Origin of the sequence: Listeria cornellensis FSL F6-0969, from assembly GCF_000525855.1 — a bacterium.
Lineage (GTDB): Bacteria > Bacillota > Bacilli > Lactobacillales > Listeriaceae > Listeria_A > Listeria_A cornellensis.
The window spans coordinates 1-19,205 of record NZ_AODE01000038.1 but is presented as its reverse complement, the minus strand read 5'-3'; the positions used below and the strand labels follow the sequence as shown (position 1 = coordinate 19,205).

The following is a 19,205-nucleotide window of genomic DNA, read 5'->3' as shown; positions in this document are numbered from 1 at the left end:
ACGCTTAAAATAGCGGCCTTCCTCCAGATAAATAAAATCCAATACTAACCGTCACAATCACGCACACAATAAACAAGATGAAAAAGAGATTCGTGGGTTTCCCTTTTTTTCGATAGATAAGTAACATCTCCACAACACCAATTGTTGCCAAGCCAAGCAATATTTTAAAAATCGATACGACAACATGCTCACTAAAACTATACTGTACCATCATTATACCGCTCAAAATAACCGTAATGTAAAGCACCCGATCACACATTTGCATAATCGTAAAAGCTTTTGCCGATTTCTTATAAATAACAAGCGCAACCAATGTGACAATAACAATACCGATCCATGAAATCAAATGAATATATAACCACATAAAAATTCCCCATTTCTATTCTATTTACATAACTTGATTTTCTAACGTTCCTATACCTTCAATCGTAACCGTAACAATATCCCCTTCCTTTAGAAAGCGCGGTGGTTTCATTGCCTTACCAACCCCATCAGGCGTCCCCGTTGCAATGACATCCCCTGGCATAAGCGTATGGCCTTTAGACAACTCCGAAATAATCGTTGCAATAGGAAAAATAAGCTGATTCAACGTACCATCCTGCCGCTTCTCTCCATTCACACATGTCTGAATCCGCAACGAGCTCGGGTCACCAATTTCATCCTTCGTAACCACATAAGGACCAACCGGACAGCTACCGTCCAAACTTTTCGCTAAGTAAAATTGCTTATGCTTCACCTGCAAATCGCGTGCCGTCACATCATTCAAGATCGTGAAACCAAAAATCGCGTCCAAAGCCTCAGCCTCCGAAATATTTGTCACTTCTTTTCCGATTACAACGGCCAGCTCCCCCTCATAATCAAGCTCATTTGTCACATCCTCATGTAAAGGAATCGTCCCTTTATGTCCAACTAGCGTATTGCTACTCTTCGTAAAAATCATAATTGCCTCTGGAATATCCGCGACACTCCCCATCTCAATCACATGTTTTCGATAATTCTTCCCGACTGCCATCACATTATTCGATGGTCTTATTGCCGGCAAAAACTGCACATCCTTACACGGAATCGCACCATGCATCGCATCTTGTTGCTTTTCGATATGAGCCAATTTCTCTGGTCGCGAAATAAGCTCCACCAATGTACGCGGACACTCAGACTCTGCAAAGAACGCGCTAATATCAATAATCCTATCTCCCTTAACGATACCAAATGACTCCCTACCACTAATTCTAAAGCTAATCCACTTCATTTCTATTCTCCCCCTGTCAGCTCACAAACATGATCCCCATCAAAAAAGTATAAATAAACATGATCCACTTGTCTACCATTAATTTTTTCAATTGCTTCTTTATACATATCCATCTGCACCTGATACCGTTTCTTCAAAATAGCCTCTCCCCCAAGCCAACCATTTTCGAATTTCCCAGTGATCTGGTCCGTCTTGTAATCGATAATAATAAGCTGATCATCAAGCTCTATCATAACATCTATCATCCCTTGAACAATAATCTGCTCCGTTGTATCCACATCTGGATGTATACGATTTGCAGGAATCTTGTAACTAAACGGTATTTCCCGTAACGTACAATCTGGATTTACAAGCATTAATTGCCCCAATTCCGTATCAAAAAAGTTCAATATAAGATCTACTTGTATCGATGCCACCTGCTCTTCATTCAAAATCTCCTTGGACACAAGCTCATCAAGCAAAACCTCTATCCTTGCAGCAGTTGGCGCCACTTCCAGAGAAAGGGCCTGCATCACCGTATGCATCGCCGTCCCCCGCTCCGTTGCTGTCAATTGTTTCTCTTGCAAAAACTTAGGCCTATCAAAAGACACCGGTTGCGCACTTCTCGTAAATCGCGTGTCACTAAAGCTATCCGCAACCGAGAATTGTCGTTTCATCTCCGTCACTGATTGCTTAGACCGAATACCCGTCTCCTCCATATAGCTATATTGAAAAGAAAGGCGCTCTTGAATCTGTTCAAAATATGGCGATTGCTCTACCGCATCCTTCCCATTTTTCACTATATCCAACCAACTTGAGTCCCACTTAGCATCTGCATCTACCGTCAAAAATTCCTGATAGTTATGTTTCTTAATCAAAAGACGCATATTTGTAGGCAATTTAACCGCACCCGCAATATTTTTCCCTTCCATTTGCTCTATATAACTCGGATGCCTCACAAAAGCACTACCAATCCACTGCAAGTAATTTTTAGCCTGGTACCTAACACTTGCTGGTAACATCCAATCCGTCTCCATCAAGTTACGCTCCCATTCCGAAACAGATTTTTCAAGGCTTGGAACCGTTCCAACCAAGATTAACTTCTCCTCTGCACGAGTTAATGCTACATATAATACCCGCATTTCTTCCGCTATCATCTCCGCTACCTTTTTATACTTTATCGCCTGTTGCATAATAGATGGATAAACTAAGCGTCTCACAGGATCATTATATCTCGTAGCAAAGCCAAAATCCTTATCAAATAAATATTTATTATAGATATCCCGCATATTAAATTTACGATCCAGTCCAGATAAAAATACGACAGGAAACTCCAAGCCCTTACTCGCATGAATCGTCATCATTCGGACAACATCTTCCTTCTCACCCAATGTCTTGGCAGTTCCCAAATCCTGTCCTTTTACTTGCAATCTTTCCACAAACCGAATAAACCGGAACAATCCACGAAATGCAGTCTTCTCATACTGATTAGCACGGTCCAACAACGCTCGTAAATTCGCCTGCCTCTGTTTCCCACCTGGCAACCCACCAACAAAATCATAAAAATGCGTCTCCTGAAAAATTTGTGCTATCAAATCAGCCAAATCTTCACGCATAGATAGTTCCCGCCACTTACTTAATTGTCGTAAAAAAGCCTGCAATTGCGAGGCCAATTTCCCCGGTTCAGAAAGCGCATATTTCTCTAACGCTTCAAAATACGGTTTATTCTTTCCAACAGCGCGGATTCGAGCTAATGCATCCTCATCTAAATTAACAATGGGTGAACGCAATACGGAAGCAAGTGGAATATCTTGATATGGATTATCAATAATTTTAAGAAGAGATACCATAATTGCAACCTCTGTGGCCTCAAAATATCCAGAATTATTATTAGCATAGAAAGGAATATCCAATTCCTTCATCGCATCCTCCATATCAGGCGCACTCGTCAGCGCCCGCGATAAAACAACGATATCGCGATACTCCATCGGCCGATATTGCTTCAATCCCTTATCATAGACAGGTGTTTTTTCATCAATCAATCTAGCAATTCTTTTCGCAATATAGCGCGCCTCCACCTGTCGTTTCTGCAGTTGTTCGGGAGCCAGCTCATCTACCTCATTCGATTTTTCATCCTGTTCCATATCAATCAAAACAAGCTCTGTCTGCGTCATATCCGACTCTGGAAAATAAGTACCTAGAATCAGCTCTGCCTGTTCATCATACTCAATTTCAGCAACTTCCGTATCCATCAACTGGTTAAAAATAAAATTCGTTGCGTCTAGCACATCCGAACGACTTCTAAAATTCTGTGATAAATCAATTTTCAATCCAGTCCCATCACCATCCCCCGAATAACGCTTATACTTCGCCAAAAACAAACCAGGCTCCGCTAAACGAAAACGATAAATAGATTGCTTCACATCCCCAACCATGAATAAATTACCATTTACCTCCGTATCCGCCGTCACCATAGACAATATCCGTTCCTGCACCATATTCGTATCCTGATATTCATCAATCAAAACCTCTTTAAACTTCTCTTGATATCCTAGTGCAGCATTAGACGGCCCTCCATCTCGCTCAGGATCACTTAGAACACGTAACGCCAAATGCTCCAAATCATTAAAATCAAGCATTCCTCGCGAAACCTTCTCCTTATAAAAACGAATAGCAAACTCTTTTGTAAGCTCAATCAACGTCACAATCGTAGGTTTCATTTTTAGCAAATCTGAAATATAATGAGCACCATCTCGCGAAAACCACTCACTCCCTGCATCTGTCACTGCCTTCTTCGCCTGATCACGAAGCTTCTTCACTTGATTCACTAATGCTTCATCGTACAATTCTTTATCTTTCAAAGTAGTAATCCTCTGAAATTTAACAGACTTCCAAACATCCGTCAGACTCTCCCAATCATGATGAAGTTCTTGCATCAAAAACCGAATCTGTTCCAAATCATTCTCAAGCGTCGCTAAATAAGGCTCCGGACCAGCCGACTCACCACATAAAAAAAATGGCATGTTTCAAAAAATGCTCCGCCTGCCGTAACGTCATCACCAATTGTTTTTCAATAATCGCGTAAAATGGCAATGAAGCTACATCCGTTATTTCAGCTACGTCATAGTTAGTCACAATCGAGTCCAACCAAGCCTCAGGTTCAGGATGCGCCCTTGAAAAATCATAAAGTTCTCCAACAACTCTCCCAATATCATCATCTGATCGATCGCCAGAAAAAGTATCCACCAACTCAAAGAATGCAGTATTCTCGGCATTCCCATAGTGCTCCTCTAACAATTTATCCATCACTTCGTCACGCACCATCGCGCTTTCAATCGGCTCAATCAAGCGAAATTCCGGATCAATATCAGCCAAATAATAATATTTTTTTATCACATCTAAACAAAACGAATGCAAAGTAGAAATAGAAGCATAATTAAGTAAGGCTATTTGTCGTTTTAAATGCGCGGAAGATTCATCAACTAATAAGGCCTGCTCTATAGCCTTCCCAATTCTAGCCTTCATCTCAGCAGCAGAAGCATTTGTAAACGTTACAATAAGCAGCTGATCCACATCTATCGGCGCATTAGGATCTACAATCTTCTCAATGACCCGATTTACTAAAACATGCTGTTTTCCCTGATCCAGCAGCCGCGGCAACAAGTACATTCTGACCACTCGCATAAATCGCCTTCCACTGATCATCCGTCCAAGTAACATTCTCTGGCTTTATCGGAACTTCCCTCTTCATTCTTGCCCCTCCTCACGCATCTTCCTCAAAACATCTTCCCTACTTTGATTTTCTAATTTACGGTACTGATTATTCTCAAGCGACGCATCAAACTGACAAACCGATCGAAAAGCACATAGTTGACAAGGCGTTCGTTCCCTCAATTTATAAGGATTAATCGTTACTTCCCCATCAATAATCTTATTACCAGCCTTCGTGTACTGATGGCGAACGTACTGACACATCGTATCAAACTCCGCCTTTGTTGCTGTAGCTGAATGCGCATTAAATTGCCCATCCTTTTTTAACCCTGTAGGTATGACAGAAGATGTTTTCCCAGCCTCCAGTTCCGTGTCCATAAGCGACACCGCCAAAGCATCATCCAGCACTAACCCTTTCATCCTAAAACTCTTCAATAATTCCTTCTCAAGCTCCGTTTCCGTTAATTCCTTGTCCGCACTAACAAGCGGATTATGCATATGAAAATATAACACTCCCGCTGGTTCCGCCACTTTTCCAATAAGTTTAGCTGAATTCTCCACAACAATATCTAAATACGTCAACATTTGCAAAGCCAACCCATAATAAACCTCTGTCATCGGCAGATCATGCGAACTTGACTTATAATCAATAATTCTCAAAAAAGTTCGTTCATCCTGTTCTGCCTCATCAATTCTATCAATCCGCCCCTGCAAAATAAGTTCGCGCCCACCATGAAGCGGCAATTTCAAAGGCGGTATTTCACCTTTCACTCCAAAATCGACCTCTAATCCAACAGGCTTAAACCGACTAATCTTAGCCTGCTCATTCAGCACACGCGTTGCCCTAATAATAATATTCAAAAGCTTATATTGAATATATTCCAATCGCTTCGTACTAAGTAAAATTTCATGTTGTAACTTAGGCGCTAAATATGCCATAGCAAGAGTCGCGAGCTCCATACATTGCTCCACAGATAATTGTCCCCACTCAAGATTATTTTCTCGAAGTTTTGCCGATATCCACTCCATTGCTCCATGAAATATCTCACCAATATCCACAGACTGCAGTTTAAAATGCGCCCGCTCCTCCAGTTTCAAACCATGTTGCGCAAAATGCTGGAAGTGGCAACTATAAAAACGTTCCATTCGCGAAACACTTGCATGAATATTCTCACCGAATAAAGAGGTTGCAGCCTCCTCTGAAATATTTTTAGCCTTATTTTGATAAAATAAACTTTCCAAAATTTGTAAAGAAGGGTATCTCCATTCTTCATCTGATTGAAAAAACGTATAAGCGTCCCACCAAACAGGAGACATGGGATATCCTTTTTTCTTATACTGCATTTGCGCAGTTAAAAGCGCTATCGCAGATTTAGGTGTCGAGATATAAGATGCCTGTTCCGAATCATTCAATAGAGAAGGATCACTCAAATAAAGCCCTCTCTCAACCTCTGGAAAAATAGCTTCAATACGCCTAATATAGTTTGATTCAGCTAATTCCTTTCCATTCTCATCTGCATTAGGAAAACTAATAAACAACCGCTCTGAAGCTAACGTAAACAGTCTGTATGCAAGAAAATCTTCACTCGAAAGCATGCTCTTACTACTAGGTCTAACAGCAATTCCCGATTGATTTAAATACTCCCGATCTTCATCCGAAAAAATGCCACTCTCCATTTTCTTCATCGGCAAAAGACCGTCATTAATACCCACAGCAAAAATAATTTTCATATTCAACAATCTCGAACTATCCATATCCGTGATAATTAGTTGGTCCAAAGACGGAGGTAACAAGGCGAAATCCAGAGCATCTAACCCTGTATTTATAATATCAAAGAAAATATCAAGCGAAAGCTCCTCGTCCCCCATAACCTCCACAAATTCGTCTAACAAGGCAACAACAGACTTCCATGCCTGTTCATGTTCTTTCGCTAACTCAAGCTCATTCACCTCCTCCGCACGTTTCCGCCACATATCTAGCCGACCATCGACCTGTACATCCAACATAAATTCAAAAAGGGCACTCGCCTGTTCTACACCATTGTTAGCAGCTTTCAGTCGTTTCTCCAGACTCATTAATGGTGCTTTTATCTGCTCCCTGACTTCATTGATTGTGACCTCTTTCGCCTTCTCATCATCTGTCTGCACACCTTGATTCAAATCCAAACCACGAATTTTCCGATAGCTCCAAGGCCGCTTATCCATCCATCTGCGCTTATTATAAATCCCATTCTCCAATATATAATTCTCAAAAATATCCACCTTCCCCCGATAAGCACTACTGCTCACATCTAAGGGAAAGAAAAATTCGGTTCTAACAGCCTGAAACACAGCCTCATACTGCCAATTAGTACGAACCACATCTAAACTAGAACGAAGAAACTCGACCATAGGGTGATTAGCCATCGTCCGTTTCTTATCGATAAAATAAGGAATATCATTCGCACTCAAAGAAGCCTTCAGAATCGTATCATAAGCCTCTGCATTCCGAAGCAAAATAGCCATGTCTCGATAACGATATCCCTCTGCTACCAGCTCCCTAACACGCCTTGCAACCCCATCAATTTCCGCACGCCGATTATTCGCTTCATCAACAGCAAGACTTGGCGCAGCACCCTCAAATACCTCCACAGAAAAATCGCCCCAATTCTCTTGTAAATAAACTAACTCACTATTTTGAAAGCGTTTATTCTCTTTTAGAACAACATCCGGCAACACATCACAAGCTTTATTTTTCGCAATTTCTTTTAAATTAGCATATGTCGTCCCTGTCAATTGAAATAGATGATACGCTTGCAAATTATTCATACTATACGCCTTATCCAATGTCAACGCAATCGTCACATGTTTACAAACACCCAACAATTCACCTAAAATCAAGTACTCTTGTGGTGAAAACTCATGAAATCCATCAATGAAAATCTCACTATTCGCTAAAAAATGGCTATCCGAAATCGCACTAGCAAGCAGTTTCAAATAATCCTCATTCTCTAAATATTTTCCAGCTAATACACTCTCATAAGCCTCATAAAGCACAGCTATATCCGCCATCTTATCCTTCAGATCCGCGCTATCCTGACTATCAAACCCCTGCAACTGTTCTTGATCAACGCAAAATTGTTTCATCTCTTTAAAAATCTGCTCCAACTCTTTAATAAAACCTTTTTTCGAAGCATTTCGCCCAAACAATTGTAGCTCCTCTTCTTTCTCAATCATTATTTTGCGAATCACCATTTCTAATCCAGAATCCGTCAAAAAAAGTTCTAGCCAGCCCCCCACTTTCTTGCAAAATCCGCCAAGCTAAACGACTGAAGCTAAAAATTTGCGCATTTAATAAACCAGAAATCCCCTCCCGTTCAAAAAATACCGTCTCCGTTTGTAATGTCATCTGATCTGGAACTAAGAAAACACAGTTACGCTTCTCTTCTCTACTATTAATTTTCTCCTCTAGCCTATCCATGATTAGCGTCGTTTTCCCCGTACCCGCTCGTCCTATAATAAATTGTAAACTCATTTCCTCACCACCGAACGTATGTTTGTTTTTATATCATAACACATATTATTCAACTAGACCATACTTATTTTAAAATCCTAATTTCAGTCTATCACTATAATCGAATTTCAACAAATAGAACATGAAAAAACTAGAGCCATATTGACCCTAGTTCCCACTTCATTTATTTAAAAAGTCAGCATTTCCTGCTGCATTCCGTTTAATTTCTCTGTCAAAAGATAAAATTCCTCTTTGTCATTATTATCTAAAGCACTATCAATTTCATCTTTCACTTGTTGCATCCGATGTTCGTCAAGGAGCATTGTCATGTAGCACTCAATAAATGTATTCACTAACTCTTTTTCTCCTTTTAGAATTCCTACTTGATTAACTAATGAACTTGAAAAATCTCGCATTTCCATGACGAATCACTCCTTCTTAATTTTTTATTACTACGATGAAAAAGTATAAATAAGGGGTTAAAAAGTCATATCCTTTATAAAAATAGAATTTTTAGAAAAAATAGTGACTTCGAGAATTAGCTGTGCTATACTCAAGCTAGCAAATGAGATGAACCATAGACAGATAGCTTCAAAGTAGGTGTACCTAAAGATTTTTTCGAAAATAAACCGGATATTCCATAAACTTAACTCGGTGCATTTACACTACTTATATACATCCAAAGGAGTGACATTATGTCGAAGAAAATGAAAAAGCCAGTGTATGAGGTCAATCCCCATACCATGATAATTCTGCCTCTAAAAACAAAATCAGGGGTCCAATCAGAAGTCTTTGAATTAAACGATCATCGTATATCTAGTTTTACCCCATTATTTCTAATTAAAACAAGCTGCCAATATTTCGGCTCCAGCTATGAAGGACGAAGAGAGGGTACACGCTTCTTGACCGGCGTTACACATAAACCACCTATTATGATTGATCCTGTTAGCTTTACCTATGCATTTCCAACAACATCAGCAGGGAGAGATGATTGTATTTGGATATTCCCACAACACATCTCGGAATATTATGATTCTAATTATAATTGCACAACAATCCGATTTAATAATAAACAAAAAAATAAAAAATATCTGTATCTTTTGCCACATTCAATAACCAGATGGCTAGAGTTTCCATGCTACACATGAAATTTTCTCAAAAAATGCGTAGTATAGAAACTGAGTACCCTTATTCCAACCTTCTTTTCCCACCAATGTCTTTAGCGGCGGAGAATAGAGAACCTTATAATATAGAAGAGGTAAGTGAAGTCAACGAACATTTTATCGATTTTAGTTACCCAGATATTCCACATCAAAAAAAGAACAAAAAAAAATAAAGAAGACAATTAATAAAAGAAGGCAGTCACCTTTTTCCGGTTTGTGACTGCCTTAAAATTAATTATTTCGATTTCCCAAAACCTCAGAAATTTTTTTCAAGAGCAGTAATTCTTCTTCCGAATAGGAGTAGGGTAGCTCCAAGTACCACTTTTCTAGTTCAGGATTTCCAATCAACGGAAATGCATTCACCGAATTTTTCTCCCGAAGTCCAGCTACATCATCCAATAAAAAATCTGTTGTTGTGCCTAACTCATCTGCCAACTTAGCAAGTATAAATATAGGAGGTCGATGATTATCATTCTCATATTTACTAATTGTAGAAGATGTTACACCTATCTTCTTTGCTAATTGTTTCTGTGTCAATCGATGTTTCTTTCGAAGCGATATTAATTTTTCTCCAAAGTCCATCCCCTCACCCCTTCCTACATTCTCATTATAGCAATGAATGATAGTTATTTCGACTATTAGTGTATAGCAAAGAAAAACCGCCCTATCACTAGAGCAGTTATTTCTATTATTTGGCTTTCTTCCAAAAACCGTATATCAATCCTGAGACTACCGTTCCTATAAGAATTGATAATAAGAACAATACAGGGTGGTTTGCTAAACCTACAACAAAAATTCCACCATGCGGTGCAGGGACATTAATTTGCCAAAACTGCGTTAATCCACCAGCAATCGCCGAACCAAGAACACATGATGTAATCACGCGTAAGGGATCTGCAGCCGCAAATGGAATAGCCCCTTCCGTTATGAACGCTAACCCCAGCACATAATTAGTCAAACCTGCTTGTCGTTCATCAGATGTGAATTTATTTTTTAAATATCGTCGTCGCAATCGCAATCGCGAGTGGCGGGACCATCCCGCCAGCCATTACAGCCGCCATAAACGCCCCATCAGTATTACCAGTCGTCGTAAATACACCAATCGCAAATGTGTAGGCAGCCTTATTGAACGGCCCACCCATATCAATCGCCATCATCCCACCCAATACAGTTCCTAGAATTACAGCATTCGTTGTTCCTAAAGACTGCAATTGATCCACTAAGAACTCATTAATTGTCGCGAAAATTGGATCAAAGATAAAGTACATTAAACCACCTGTAATAAGCAATCCTAGTACTGGATAAATTAAAATAGGTTTTAAACCTTCTAAAGTCTTAGGCATCTTCGAAAAGACAATTTTCAAGCCAAGTACAACATAACCCGCTAAGAAACCAGCAAGTAAGCCCCCTAAAAATCCAGCACCCGATGTCGCAGCCAACAGACCACCAACCATACCAGGCATTAACCCTGGGCGATCAGCAATACTCATCGCAATGAAACCAGCCAGTATTGGGATCAAGAACAGGAAGGCCCCTGTCTCTCCACCACTAATCGCACCCAACATATCTGTAAAAGTTTTAGCACTAGGGAAATATTGTTCTAATAGGAACGAAAATGCTAAAAGAATACCGCCACCAACAACGAATGGTAGCATATGAGAAATACCATTCATCAAATCTTTATAAATACGACTTCCAATCGAAACTTTCTGACTACTCCCATTAGAGCTATCTTTTTCGCCACTACTATAGTATACAGGTGCTTCTTTTGCAATCGCCTTATTAATCAATTCTTCCGGCTTTCTAATCCCATCACTCACAGGTGTTTCAAGAACATGTTTCCCATCAAATCGAGCCATTTCTACTTTTTTATCGGCAGCAATAATAACACCATTAGCACGTTCAATTTCGTCTGTTGTCAATTTATTTTTTGCCCCATCCGAGCCATTCGTCTCTACCCGAATATCCACACCCATTTCTTTTGCCTTGTTTTTCAGCGCATCTTCAGCCATATAAGTGTGAGCAATACCTGTAGGGCAAGCCGTAACCGCAACCACGAAGGGCTTATCTTGAGATATAGCATTATCATCCGCTTCGGCAGAGTCTGATTTCCCCTGTGCCTCATCAAATAAGTTAATTACCTCCTTAGTAGATGTCGCACCACGTAATTTACCAACAAAATCTGGGTGAATAAGTAAACGCGATAAAGCAGCTAGTGTTTCCAAATGTGTCTGGTTCGCTCCATCTGTCGCAGCAATCATAAAGAATAGGAATGCGGGTTGTCCATCCAACGACTCATAATTCAATCCTGCCTCACTTTTAGCAAATACTACGGTTGGTTTATTGACAGCTTTCGTTTTAGCATGGGGCATCGCAATACCATCACCTATACCAGTGGAGCTTTCATGTTCGCGCTTCATAATTTCCTTTTTTAAAAAGCGACACATCGTTAATTTTCCCTTTTTCATCGAGTTTTGCAATCATTTCATCAATTGCGCCCTCTTTTGTCGTTGCTTTCAAGGAAAGAATCATCGTATCTTGACTCAAAATATCAGTTATCTTCATAATGTAAGCCTCCCAATTATTATATCTCTGAAATCTTCACTTCTGGAATTAATTTTTGAATAGCATCGTGGGTTGCCAAATCCGTAGAAAAAGCGGTTGCACTACCAGTAGCTACCGCGATTCGAAATGACTCTAGTACATCCTTATTTTCCATATAAGTACCAATAAAGCCACCAATCATTGAATCCCCCGCGCCAACAGAATTCTTCACGTTGCCCATTGGTGTATTGGACCGATACACCTTATCCTTCACAAACAGTAAAGCACCATCACCAGCAAGTGATACAATAACATGCTTGGCACCTAGTTCTAAACATTTTTTACCATAAGTGATAATATCCTCTATACCATTGAATTCAACTCCAAATAGTTCAGCTAACTCATGATGGTTTGGCTTAATAAGGAATGGTTCTCTACCCAGTGTATCCAATAAACTTGGCCCAGTCGTATCAATCATAAACTCTATAGCTTTTGCTTCACATTTTGCAATGATTCGGTTATAAAAATCAGACCCTAAAGAAGGTGGGATACTTCCAGACAAGATAACAATATCCCCTTTTTCCATCCTATCAAATTCCTCAAAAAATGCCGCTACTTCCGTTAAATCAATAGTTGGTCCTGCTCCATTTATTTCAGTTTCCTCCCCATGCTTCAACTTAACATTGATGCGTGTGTCATCTATAATATGCGTAAACCGATTTGTACTTCCCTCTTTCTCTAACCACCGCTGAATAAAATCACCAGTAAAACCACCTAAAAAACCTAGAGCACAATTGGCAACTTTCAATTGATTAAGTATCCGAGAAACATTGACTCCCTTTCCCCCAGGTAACTTTATACTCGCCTTCATTCGGTTTAAGTGACCTAAATGAAGGTCATCAATCTCCACAATATAATCAATCGACGGATTCAACGTCACTGTATATATCAATTTGGCACCTCCATAACATTAGTCTTTTTCATTATTCCGGATTTTTCTTCTTCGTTCATAGCATTAGTAATCAACACAGCTTCTTCTAAATCAAACATCTTAGCAAAATGACTATGATGCAATTTAGAACTGTCAGCAACGATAAAAGTTTCATCAGAGAGCTCCATGGCCTTACGTTTTAATAAAGCCTCCTCTATATCAGGTGTCGTATATCCATCTAACATATGAATACCATTAGCCCCAATAAAAGCCTTATCAAATCGATAATTCATGATATTATCTAAAGCAATTGCACCAATAATAGCCTTTGTTTTCGCTTTCATTTCCCCACCTAAAATATAAGCATTCAAATCCAAATTAACAAGCTCTTCCACATGCATCAAACCATTAGTGACCACTGTAATATCACGGCCAACTAAGCACTCAATAATCTCAAATGTAGTGGAACCAGCATCTAAGTATATACAATCACCATCGACAACAGTTGAAGCAGCCAATTTAGCAATATCCTTTTTCAAATGAACGTTTCTGACTGATTTCTCTAACATACTCATCTCAATAGTCCTTGCTTGACTAAGTATTGCCCCGCCATGCACTCTCTTTAACAGCCCTAAATCCTCTAACTCAGCCAAATCACGCCGTATTGTTGAATCTGAAGAATCCGATATTTCAATCAAATCCTTTAATTTAACAGCGCCCTTCCGCTTCAAAAGATCCATTATGATTTTATGCCTCTCTGCATTCAACATATAATCCCTCCGTTCTTTAAAAGAATAACACCACATTCATTCAAAGTCAATCTAAATCAGTCAAAACAAAAAAACCTCCTGATACAGCTGTATCTTTGGACTCTTATTCAAGAATACTAGGATCTTTATAAGTAGTTTATACACACTACTATTTACTCATTTTTTCTATATTGGTTGTAATTTTAGTATTACTCTTCATATATATTAAATATTTAGTATTATATTTCACATTATTCTAAGGGTGAATGAATTTGATAGACTACTTTTTAACTAATATATTAACACTTTATATTACATTAACGATAGAAAACGTCATGCTGTGTAGTTTATCCAAAAAATAACACCAAAAACTCCGTATATTATTGCCTATTCCTCTTAAATTTGACAAAAATATGGCGAAGTTACTTCAAAAGCAGACACTATATAAACTTATATTAAGAGAAGTTTTTAAAGAAATCACAGTGAAATTTCCTTTTAAAAACTAAACATATAAAAAAAACTATTATTCCGTCTTTTTTATATTTATAACTTATAAAAACGGGATATCAATTTTCAATTAAACATCTAAACATCGAAAAATAGGTATCTCTCTGAGGGAGACCTTTTGCTGAGAAGAATCCAGGCACTCTACAACCTTATCAATATTTTTCTGTTTTTACATCAAGCTTGGAATGGCAACCCTTTTTCGAGCAAAATTTACAAGGTGTCAAGCAGCTAAATTCTTGTTACAGGATTTAGCCTGTGATATCTTTATTTTCGATAGATTTCGCGATGCGAAAACTAACCGGACTCTGGTAATTCAATGTCCCGTGAAGCCGGATATAATTCCACCAATTTACGTAATCAAAGAGCTGTACTTGTAGTTGCCCTAATGTTTGAAATTGGTTCGGATACACAAACTCCTTTTTGAATGACTTATAGATACTCTCGGCAACTGCGTTATCATAAGGACAACCCTTCTTGCTAAGCAAACGTTGGATCTCAAAACTAGCCAGTATCTCGTTGATTTCTCGATTATTAAATTCACTTCCGCGGTCTGTGTGAAACATCTGAACATCTGCAAGTGGAAAGGGAATGCGATAAATCGCTTCTTTTACCAGGGCGGCTGTTTTATGTGGTCCAGCACTATGCCCGATAATTTCACGATTAAACAGGTCTAGAATGAAATAAACATAGTGCCACTTGTTTGCTACTCGAACATAGGTTAAGTGACATTCTACTTTTAGTGCTTGTTCTTGCTTAAATTGACGCTCTAAGTGGTTCCTAATAGGTGCTTCGTTGACAACCGTTTTATGCCCGCTTGTAACTCGCTTGGTATAGTTCGAAATCAAGCCGAATTTCAGCATAATCCAGGCGATTTTGCGTCTAGAAACGGTAAGCCTAGAAGGGCTAGCGCTACTTTTAATTTCCGCGTCTCATAGTTTTGACGGCTTTTATGAAATTCTTTTTACAACAGCCTGCTCTAGGGCTGCCTCTGAATTTTTAGGTCTTGCTTGATAATAATACGTGCTCCCCGAAACACCTAAGATACGGCACATCGCTGCTATTGGATATTTGTGTTTATTTTGTTGGATTACTTGGATTTTCATCCGAATATCAGCACTGCTTGCTTTAAAATATCATTTTCCATCTCTAACTGCGTGTTTCTTTTGCGTAATTTTTGAAGTTCTTTTTGCTCCAATGTTAGGTTATCCTTCGCTTGAAAAGAATCTCTTGTTCGACTCTAACGTATCCATTTATCGAATGCCGAAGGCGTTAAATCATATTCTTCCATGATAGTTTTACGAGGCTTCCCTGATTCATATAATGCCACCATTTGCTTTTTAAATTCAGGTGTACATGTTCGTTTCGCTCTTTTTATCATCTGACATTCCTCCAGTGTGCTTTTCTTTTATTGTACAGACCTTATTTTTCCTGTCCAGACCTTCATTCAGAATGTAAGAAGCGTTAGCAATCTCTTTGACATCCATGTAATATTGTTCTAAATTTGGATATTGCATTGGAATAGCACTCAAATACCCCACCTCTTTCTTTCCATAAAAAATAGGCTACTGAAACCAGCAACCCAGCCCTCATGATTTATAATGCGCTTCTTTATACCTGTCTAATCGCTTCGAACGACATTCTCTCGCAAATCATTAGTGCTAATTCAAAATAGTCTCCTTGAAGCGTATATCTTCTTTAATAAGAAAATCGATTCTCATATGCCTGCGAAACATACGTTTTTTCTTCATGATGGACATATTCAAGAAAATAGCGTGTTAAGTCCAAATCAACCATTAAAATATTGGCATATGGTATTTATCCAACGGCTTCGTAGAAGGAATTAATAATCGAACCAAAGTTTTAAAATGAGGCGCTTATGGCTTTCAATGCTTCGAAAGATTCCGAGCCAAAATATTCGCACAACACTTTATCAAATATTTCGACATCTCCGTAGGCTAAAAAGAGGCACGAGCTATTGAATCTCTAGCTCGTACCTCGATTTTTGGGTTCTATAATAAATGTTGGGGTAGAAAATAATCTGCCTCAACATTTTTTGTTCCCGTTTCAAGACAAAAAAATACACAGTAATATCAAAATCCTTTAAGATAAAAGTGACGAAACCCAATCCAAAGGAGCGATATTACCATGCCAGACCATTTTATCATACAACTCATCGGTTTAGAAAATAAAAACATCCGACTTCTTGATTATTCTATTGAAAATCATAGTTGCCACATTCATATCCAACTAAAGCGAAAAAAACATGCCTGCCCCTCTTGTAAAAACAAAAAACGGATCGCATCAAAGACTATCGTATGCACACTTTCCAACATCTAAAAGTCGCAGAAAAACGTGTCTACGTACACTATCGCAAACGCAGATATATTTGTTCTTGCGGAAAATCGTTTGATGAAAAAAATCAAGGACTTGTGGCACGCTATCAGCGTTTTTCGACATCTTGGCATCAAGCAGCCCTTTTCCATAGTATCTCTGCCCCGTCCTTTACCTATACTGCCAGAACGTTTGGAACAACCGCACCTAAAATTATGCGTCTATTCGATGCGCGTACACAAGCCTTTTCCACGCCTCCTGTCGCCCTTCCTAAAGTCATCGCTATCGATGAGTTCAAGGGAGATACAGACAAAGGCAAATTCCAACTCATTATCGCTGATCCCATTACTCGTCGCCCCATTGATATCTTAGAAAACCGTCGCGCCAAAACCATTCAACGTTATTTAAGAGAACGCGGGCAACAGGTAGAGATGGTTATCATGGATTTGAGTTCGACCTTCAAAAACGCTGTGCAACAAGCCCTCGACAAACCAGTTATTATTGCCGATTCTTTCCACTTCTCTCGCTACATCTATTGGGCGCTGAATAAAGTCCGCGTTCGCGTCCAAAAACATTTTTCAGAAAAAGATCGAAAACACGGGAAACGGATACAAAAACTCCTTTTCAAGCGATCTCATAAATTGAACACAGCGCAAAAAGCCATCGTTCGCCATTACTTAAGCTTGCATCCTGATCTACAAACCGCCTACACTATCAAAGAAGCCTATCAGGCTTGGTTTGATACCAATAAAGCACAAGAACGCCACGACGTTCGTCAATCCTTACACGATTTCTATCAACTCGTACAAGACAAACAGCTTCCAGAATTCATAAAAGCTATCGGCACTTTCCGACGCTGGGAAACAGAAATCATCAATGCCTTCATTTACCCACATCTGTCCAATGGCTTCGTAGAAGGAATTAACAACCGAACCAAGGTTATCAAGCGTACTTCTTATGGCTATCAAAACTTTTCACGATTCCGCGCCAAAATACTTGCCCAGCACTTTATCAAAGATTTTGACATTTCTGTAGGCTAAAAAGAGGTACAAGCCATTGTTTCCCTAGCTTGTACCTCGATATTTCACCCCAACAATTGACATAGAGCCTATTTTATATCAGAAAAGCAAAAAACCCAACGCTGTAAAGTGTTGGGGTTGCTTTGATACCGGCGGCCGGGGTCGAACCGGCACGATCGTGAGATCACTGGATTTTGAGTCCAGCGCGTCTGCCAATTCCGCCACGCCGGCATAATATAATTATACTGTAGTCTTAAATAAACATCAATGGAGGCGCCAACCGGATTTGAACCGGTGATAAAGGTTTTGCAGACCTCTGCCTTACCACTTGGCTATGGCGCCACTTCACTTCGCAAGTAAAATAAGCGGAAGACGAGGTTCGAACTCGCGACCCCCACCTTGGCAAGGTGATGTTCTACCGCTGAACTACTTCCGCAAAAGAATAAAAACTGGGCTAGCTGGATTCGAACCAGCGCATGACGGAATCAAAATCCGTTGCCTTACCGCTTGGCTATAGCCCACCGCTCAAAAATGGGGCGGATGATGGGAATCGAACCCACGAATGCCTGAACCACAATCAGGTGCGTTAACCACTTCGCCACACCCGCCACTATTAAATTATTATTTTGGCAGGGGCAGTAGGAATCGAACCCACACTGAAGGTTTTGGAGACCTTAGTTCTACCTTTAAACTATGCCCCTAATATAAAAATGGTGGAGGGGGCAGATTCGAACTGCCGAACCCGAAGGAGCGGATTTACAGTCCGCCGCGTTTAGCCACTTCGCTACCCCTCCAAAATATTAAGGTGGCTTGGGACAGAATCGAACTGCCGACACCTTGAGCTTCAATCAAGTGCTCTACCAACTGAGCTACCAAGCCATAATGGCGGTCCCGACGGGATTTGAACCCGCGATCTCCTGCGTGACAGGCAGGCATGTTAACCCCTACACCACGGAACCACTAACTAAGAAATTAAAAATTAAATTGCGGGGACAGGATTTGAACCTGCGACCTTCGGGTTATGAGCCCGACGAGCTACCAGACTGCTCCACCCCGCGACGATATAAAACAAATAAATGGTGGGGGCTAACGGGATCGAACCGCTGACCCTCTGCTTGTAAGGCAGATGCTCTCCCAGCTGAGCTAAGCCCCCCAAAAAATAATGAAAATGACCCGTACGGGATTCGAACCCGTGTTACCGCCGTGAAAGGGCAGTGTCTTAACCGCTTGACCAACGGGCCAAAATAAGAAAATGTTATAGAGAACGGAGAGCAAGGGATTTGAACCCTTGAGACAACTTTCGCCGCCTACACGATTTCCAATCGTGCTCCTTCGGCCACTCGGACAGCTCTCCATAATGGCTCCACAGGCAAGACTCGAACTTGCGACCGATCGGTTAACAGCCGATTGCTCTACCAACTGAGCTACTGTGGAATAATACATTGCCCGGCGACGACCTACTCTCACAGGGGGAAGCCCCCCTACTACCATCGGCGCCTGAAAAGCTTAACTTCCGTGTTCGGGATGGA

Annotated in this window: 9 protein-coding genes, 14 tRNA genes, 1 rRNA gene and 5 pseudogenes; 3 read left to right on the top strand and 26 right to left on the bottom strand. The window is 40.0% G+C overall.

Going from position 1 to position 19,205, the window contains the following annotated elements; translation table 11 throughout:
* Positions 1-4: 4 nt before the first annotated feature.
* The 5 genes and pseudogenes from PCORN_RS14405 to PCORN_RS14385 form a co-directional block, all read right to left on the bottom strand.
* Positions 5-364, bottom strand: a complete 360-nt coding sequence (locus tag PCORN_RS14405; protein ID WP_036081910.1) for a YisL family protein — start codon at positions 362-364, stop codon at positions 5-7.
* Between the two features lie 24 nt (positions 365-388).
* Positions 389-1,249 (bottom strand): fumarylacetoacetate hydrolase family protein, encoded by an 861-nt coding sequence (locus tag PCORN_RS14400; protein WP_036081909.1) that lies wholly within the window; start codon positions 1,247-1,249, stop codon positions 389-391.
* A gap of 2 nt (positions 1,250-1,251) precedes the next feature.
* Positions 1,252-4,979, bottom strand: a pseudogene (gene addA / locus PCORN_RS14395) (helicase-exonuclease AddAB subunit AddA).
* Positions 4,976-8,453: pseudogene (gene addB, locus PCORN_RS14390) on the bottom strand (helicase-exonuclease AddAB subunit AddB). The pseudogenes addA and addB overlap by 4 nt, the downstream one beginning before the upstream one ends.
* 167 nt (positions 8,454-8,620) lie before the next feature.
* The gene (locus PCORN_RS14385) at positions 8,621-8,854 is read right to left on the bottom strand and encodes an IDEAL domain-containing protein (protein WP_036081907.1); all 234 of its coding nucleotides are present in this window, start codon (positions 8,852-8,854) and stop codon (positions 8,621-8,623) included.
* A 273-nt stretch (positions 8,855-9,127) separates the two neighbouring features.
* Between PCORN_RS14385 and PCORN_RS14380 the strand changes: the two genes are divergently transcribed.
* Both PCORN_RS14380 and PCORN_RS21140 read left to right on the top strand, forming a co-directional pair.
* Entirely contained in the window at positions 9,128-9,580 is a 453-nt protein-coding gene (locus tag PCORN_RS14380) for a competence protein ComK (protein WP_338151786.1), read from the top strand.
* Positions 9,577-9,768: a hypothetical protein gene (locus tag PCORN_RS21140; protein WP_338151785.1), complete on the top strand. Its 192-nt coding sequence runs from the start codon at positions 9,577-9,579 to the stop codon at positions 9,766-9,768. Before PCORN_RS14380 ends, PCORN_RS21140 begins: the two co-directional genes overlap by 4 nt.
* 58 nt (positions 9,769-9,826) lie before the next feature.
* Here the strand turns inward: PCORN_RS21140 and PCORN_RS14375 are convergent, their stop codons facing one another.
* The 6 genes and pseudogenes from PCORN_RS14375 to PCORN_RS14345 all read right to left on the bottom strand — a co-directional run bounded on the left by PCORN_RS14375 (position 9,827) and on the right by PCORN_RS14345 (position 15,855).
* Positions 9,827-10,177, bottom strand: coding sequence for a helix-turn-helix domain-containing protein (locus PCORN_RS14375; protein WP_036081905.1), 351 nt, complete (start codon positions 10,175-10,177; stop codon positions 9,827-9,829).
* A gap of 106 nt (positions 10,178-10,283) precedes the next feature.
* A pseudogene (locus PCORN_RS14370) lies at positions 10,284-12,160 on the bottom strand (PTS fructose transporter subunit IIABC).
* A gap of 19 nt (positions 12,161-12,179) precedes the next feature.
* The gene (gene pfkB, locus PCORN_RS14365) at positions 12,180-13,091 is read right to left on the bottom strand and encodes a 1-phosphofructokinase (RefSeq protein ID WP_036081904.1); all 912 of its coding nucleotides are present in this window, start codon (positions 13,089-13,091) and stop codon (positions 12,180-12,182) included.
* The gene (locus PCORN_RS14360; protein ID WP_036081903.1) at positions 13,088-13,840 is read right to left on the bottom strand and encodes a DeoR/GlpR family DNA-binding transcription regulator; all 753 of its coding nucleotides are present in this window, start codon (positions 13,838-13,840) and stop codon (positions 13,088-13,090) included. Before PCORN_RS14360 ends, pfkB begins: the two co-directional genes overlap by 4 nt.
* A gap of 734 nt (positions 13,841-14,574) precedes the next feature.
* Positions 14,575-15,704 (bottom strand): annotated as a pseudogene (locus PCORN_RS14355) (IS3 family transposase).
* Entirely contained in the window at positions 15,670-15,855 is a 186-nt protein-coding gene (locus tag PCORN_RS14345) for a hypothetical protein (protein WP_036081898.1), read from the bottom strand. Before PCORN_RS14345 ends, PCORN_RS14355 begins: the two are co-directional and overlap by 35 nt.
* 768 nt (positions 15,856-16,623) lie before the next feature.
* On the opposite strand from PCORN_RS14345, the pseudogene PCORN_RS14340 reads away from it, so the two are divergent.
* Positions 16,624-17,697: pseudogene (locus PCORN_RS14340) on the top strand (ISL3 family transposase); the annotation flags it as partial.
* 126 nt (positions 17,698-17,823) lie between these two features.
* On the opposite strand, the gene PCORN_RS14335 reads toward PCORN_RS14340, so the two are convergent.
* The 15 genes from PCORN_RS14335 to rrf form a co-directional block, all read right to left on the bottom strand.
* Positions 17,824-17,907: transfer RNA gene (locus PCORN_RS14335), tRNA-Leu, on the bottom strand.
* 37 nt (positions 17,908-17,944) lie between these two features.
* A tRNA-Cys gene (locus PCORN_RS14330) sits at positions 17,945-18,018 on the bottom strand.
* 22 nt (positions 18,019-18,040) lie between these two features.
* Positions 18,041-18,112 (bottom strand) — tRNA-Gly (locus PCORN_RS14325).
* A 13-nt stretch (positions 18,113-18,125) separates the two neighbouring features.
* Positions 18,126-18,197 (bottom strand) — tRNA-Gln (locus tag PCORN_RS14320).
* An 11-nt stretch (positions 18,198-18,208) separates the two neighbouring features.
* Positions 18,209-18,284 (bottom strand) — tRNA-His (locus PCORN_RS14315).
* Between the two features lie 19 nt (positions 18,285-18,303).
* A tRNA-Trp gene (locus PCORN_RS14310) sits at positions 18,304-18,377 on the bottom strand.
* A gap of 10 nt (positions 18,378-18,387) precedes the next feature.
* Positions 18,388-18,470: transfer RNA gene (locus PCORN_RS14305), tRNA-Tyr, on the bottom strand.
* A 12-nt stretch (positions 18,471-18,482) separates the two neighbouring features.
* Positions 18,483-18,555: transfer RNA gene (locus tag PCORN_RS14300), tRNA-Phe, on the bottom strand.
* Between the two features lie 4 nt (positions 18,556-18,559).
* A tRNA-Asp gene (locus PCORN_RS14295) sits at positions 18,560-18,635 on the bottom strand.
* Between the two features lie 25 nt (positions 18,636-18,660).
* Positions 18,661-18,734 (bottom strand) — tRNA-Met (locus tag PCORN_RS14290).
* A gap of 19 nt (positions 18,735-18,753) precedes the next feature.
* A tRNA-Val gene (locus tag PCORN_RS14285) sits at positions 18,754-18,829 on the bottom strand.
* Between the two features lie 16 nt (positions 18,830-18,845).
* Positions 18,846-18,917: transfer RNA gene (locus tag PCORN_RS14280), tRNA-Glu, on the bottom strand.
* Between the two features lie 24 nt (positions 18,918-18,941).
* Positions 18,942-19,030 (bottom strand) — tRNA-Ser (locus PCORN_RS14275).
* Positions 19,031-19,034: 4 nt separating this feature from the next.
* A tRNA-Asn gene (locus PCORN_RS14270) sits at positions 19,035-19,110 on the bottom strand.
* 10 nt (positions 19,111-19,120) lie between these two features.
* Positions 19,121-19,205, bottom strand: a 5S ribosomal RNA gene (gene rrf / locus PCORN_RS17570); the annotation flags it as partial.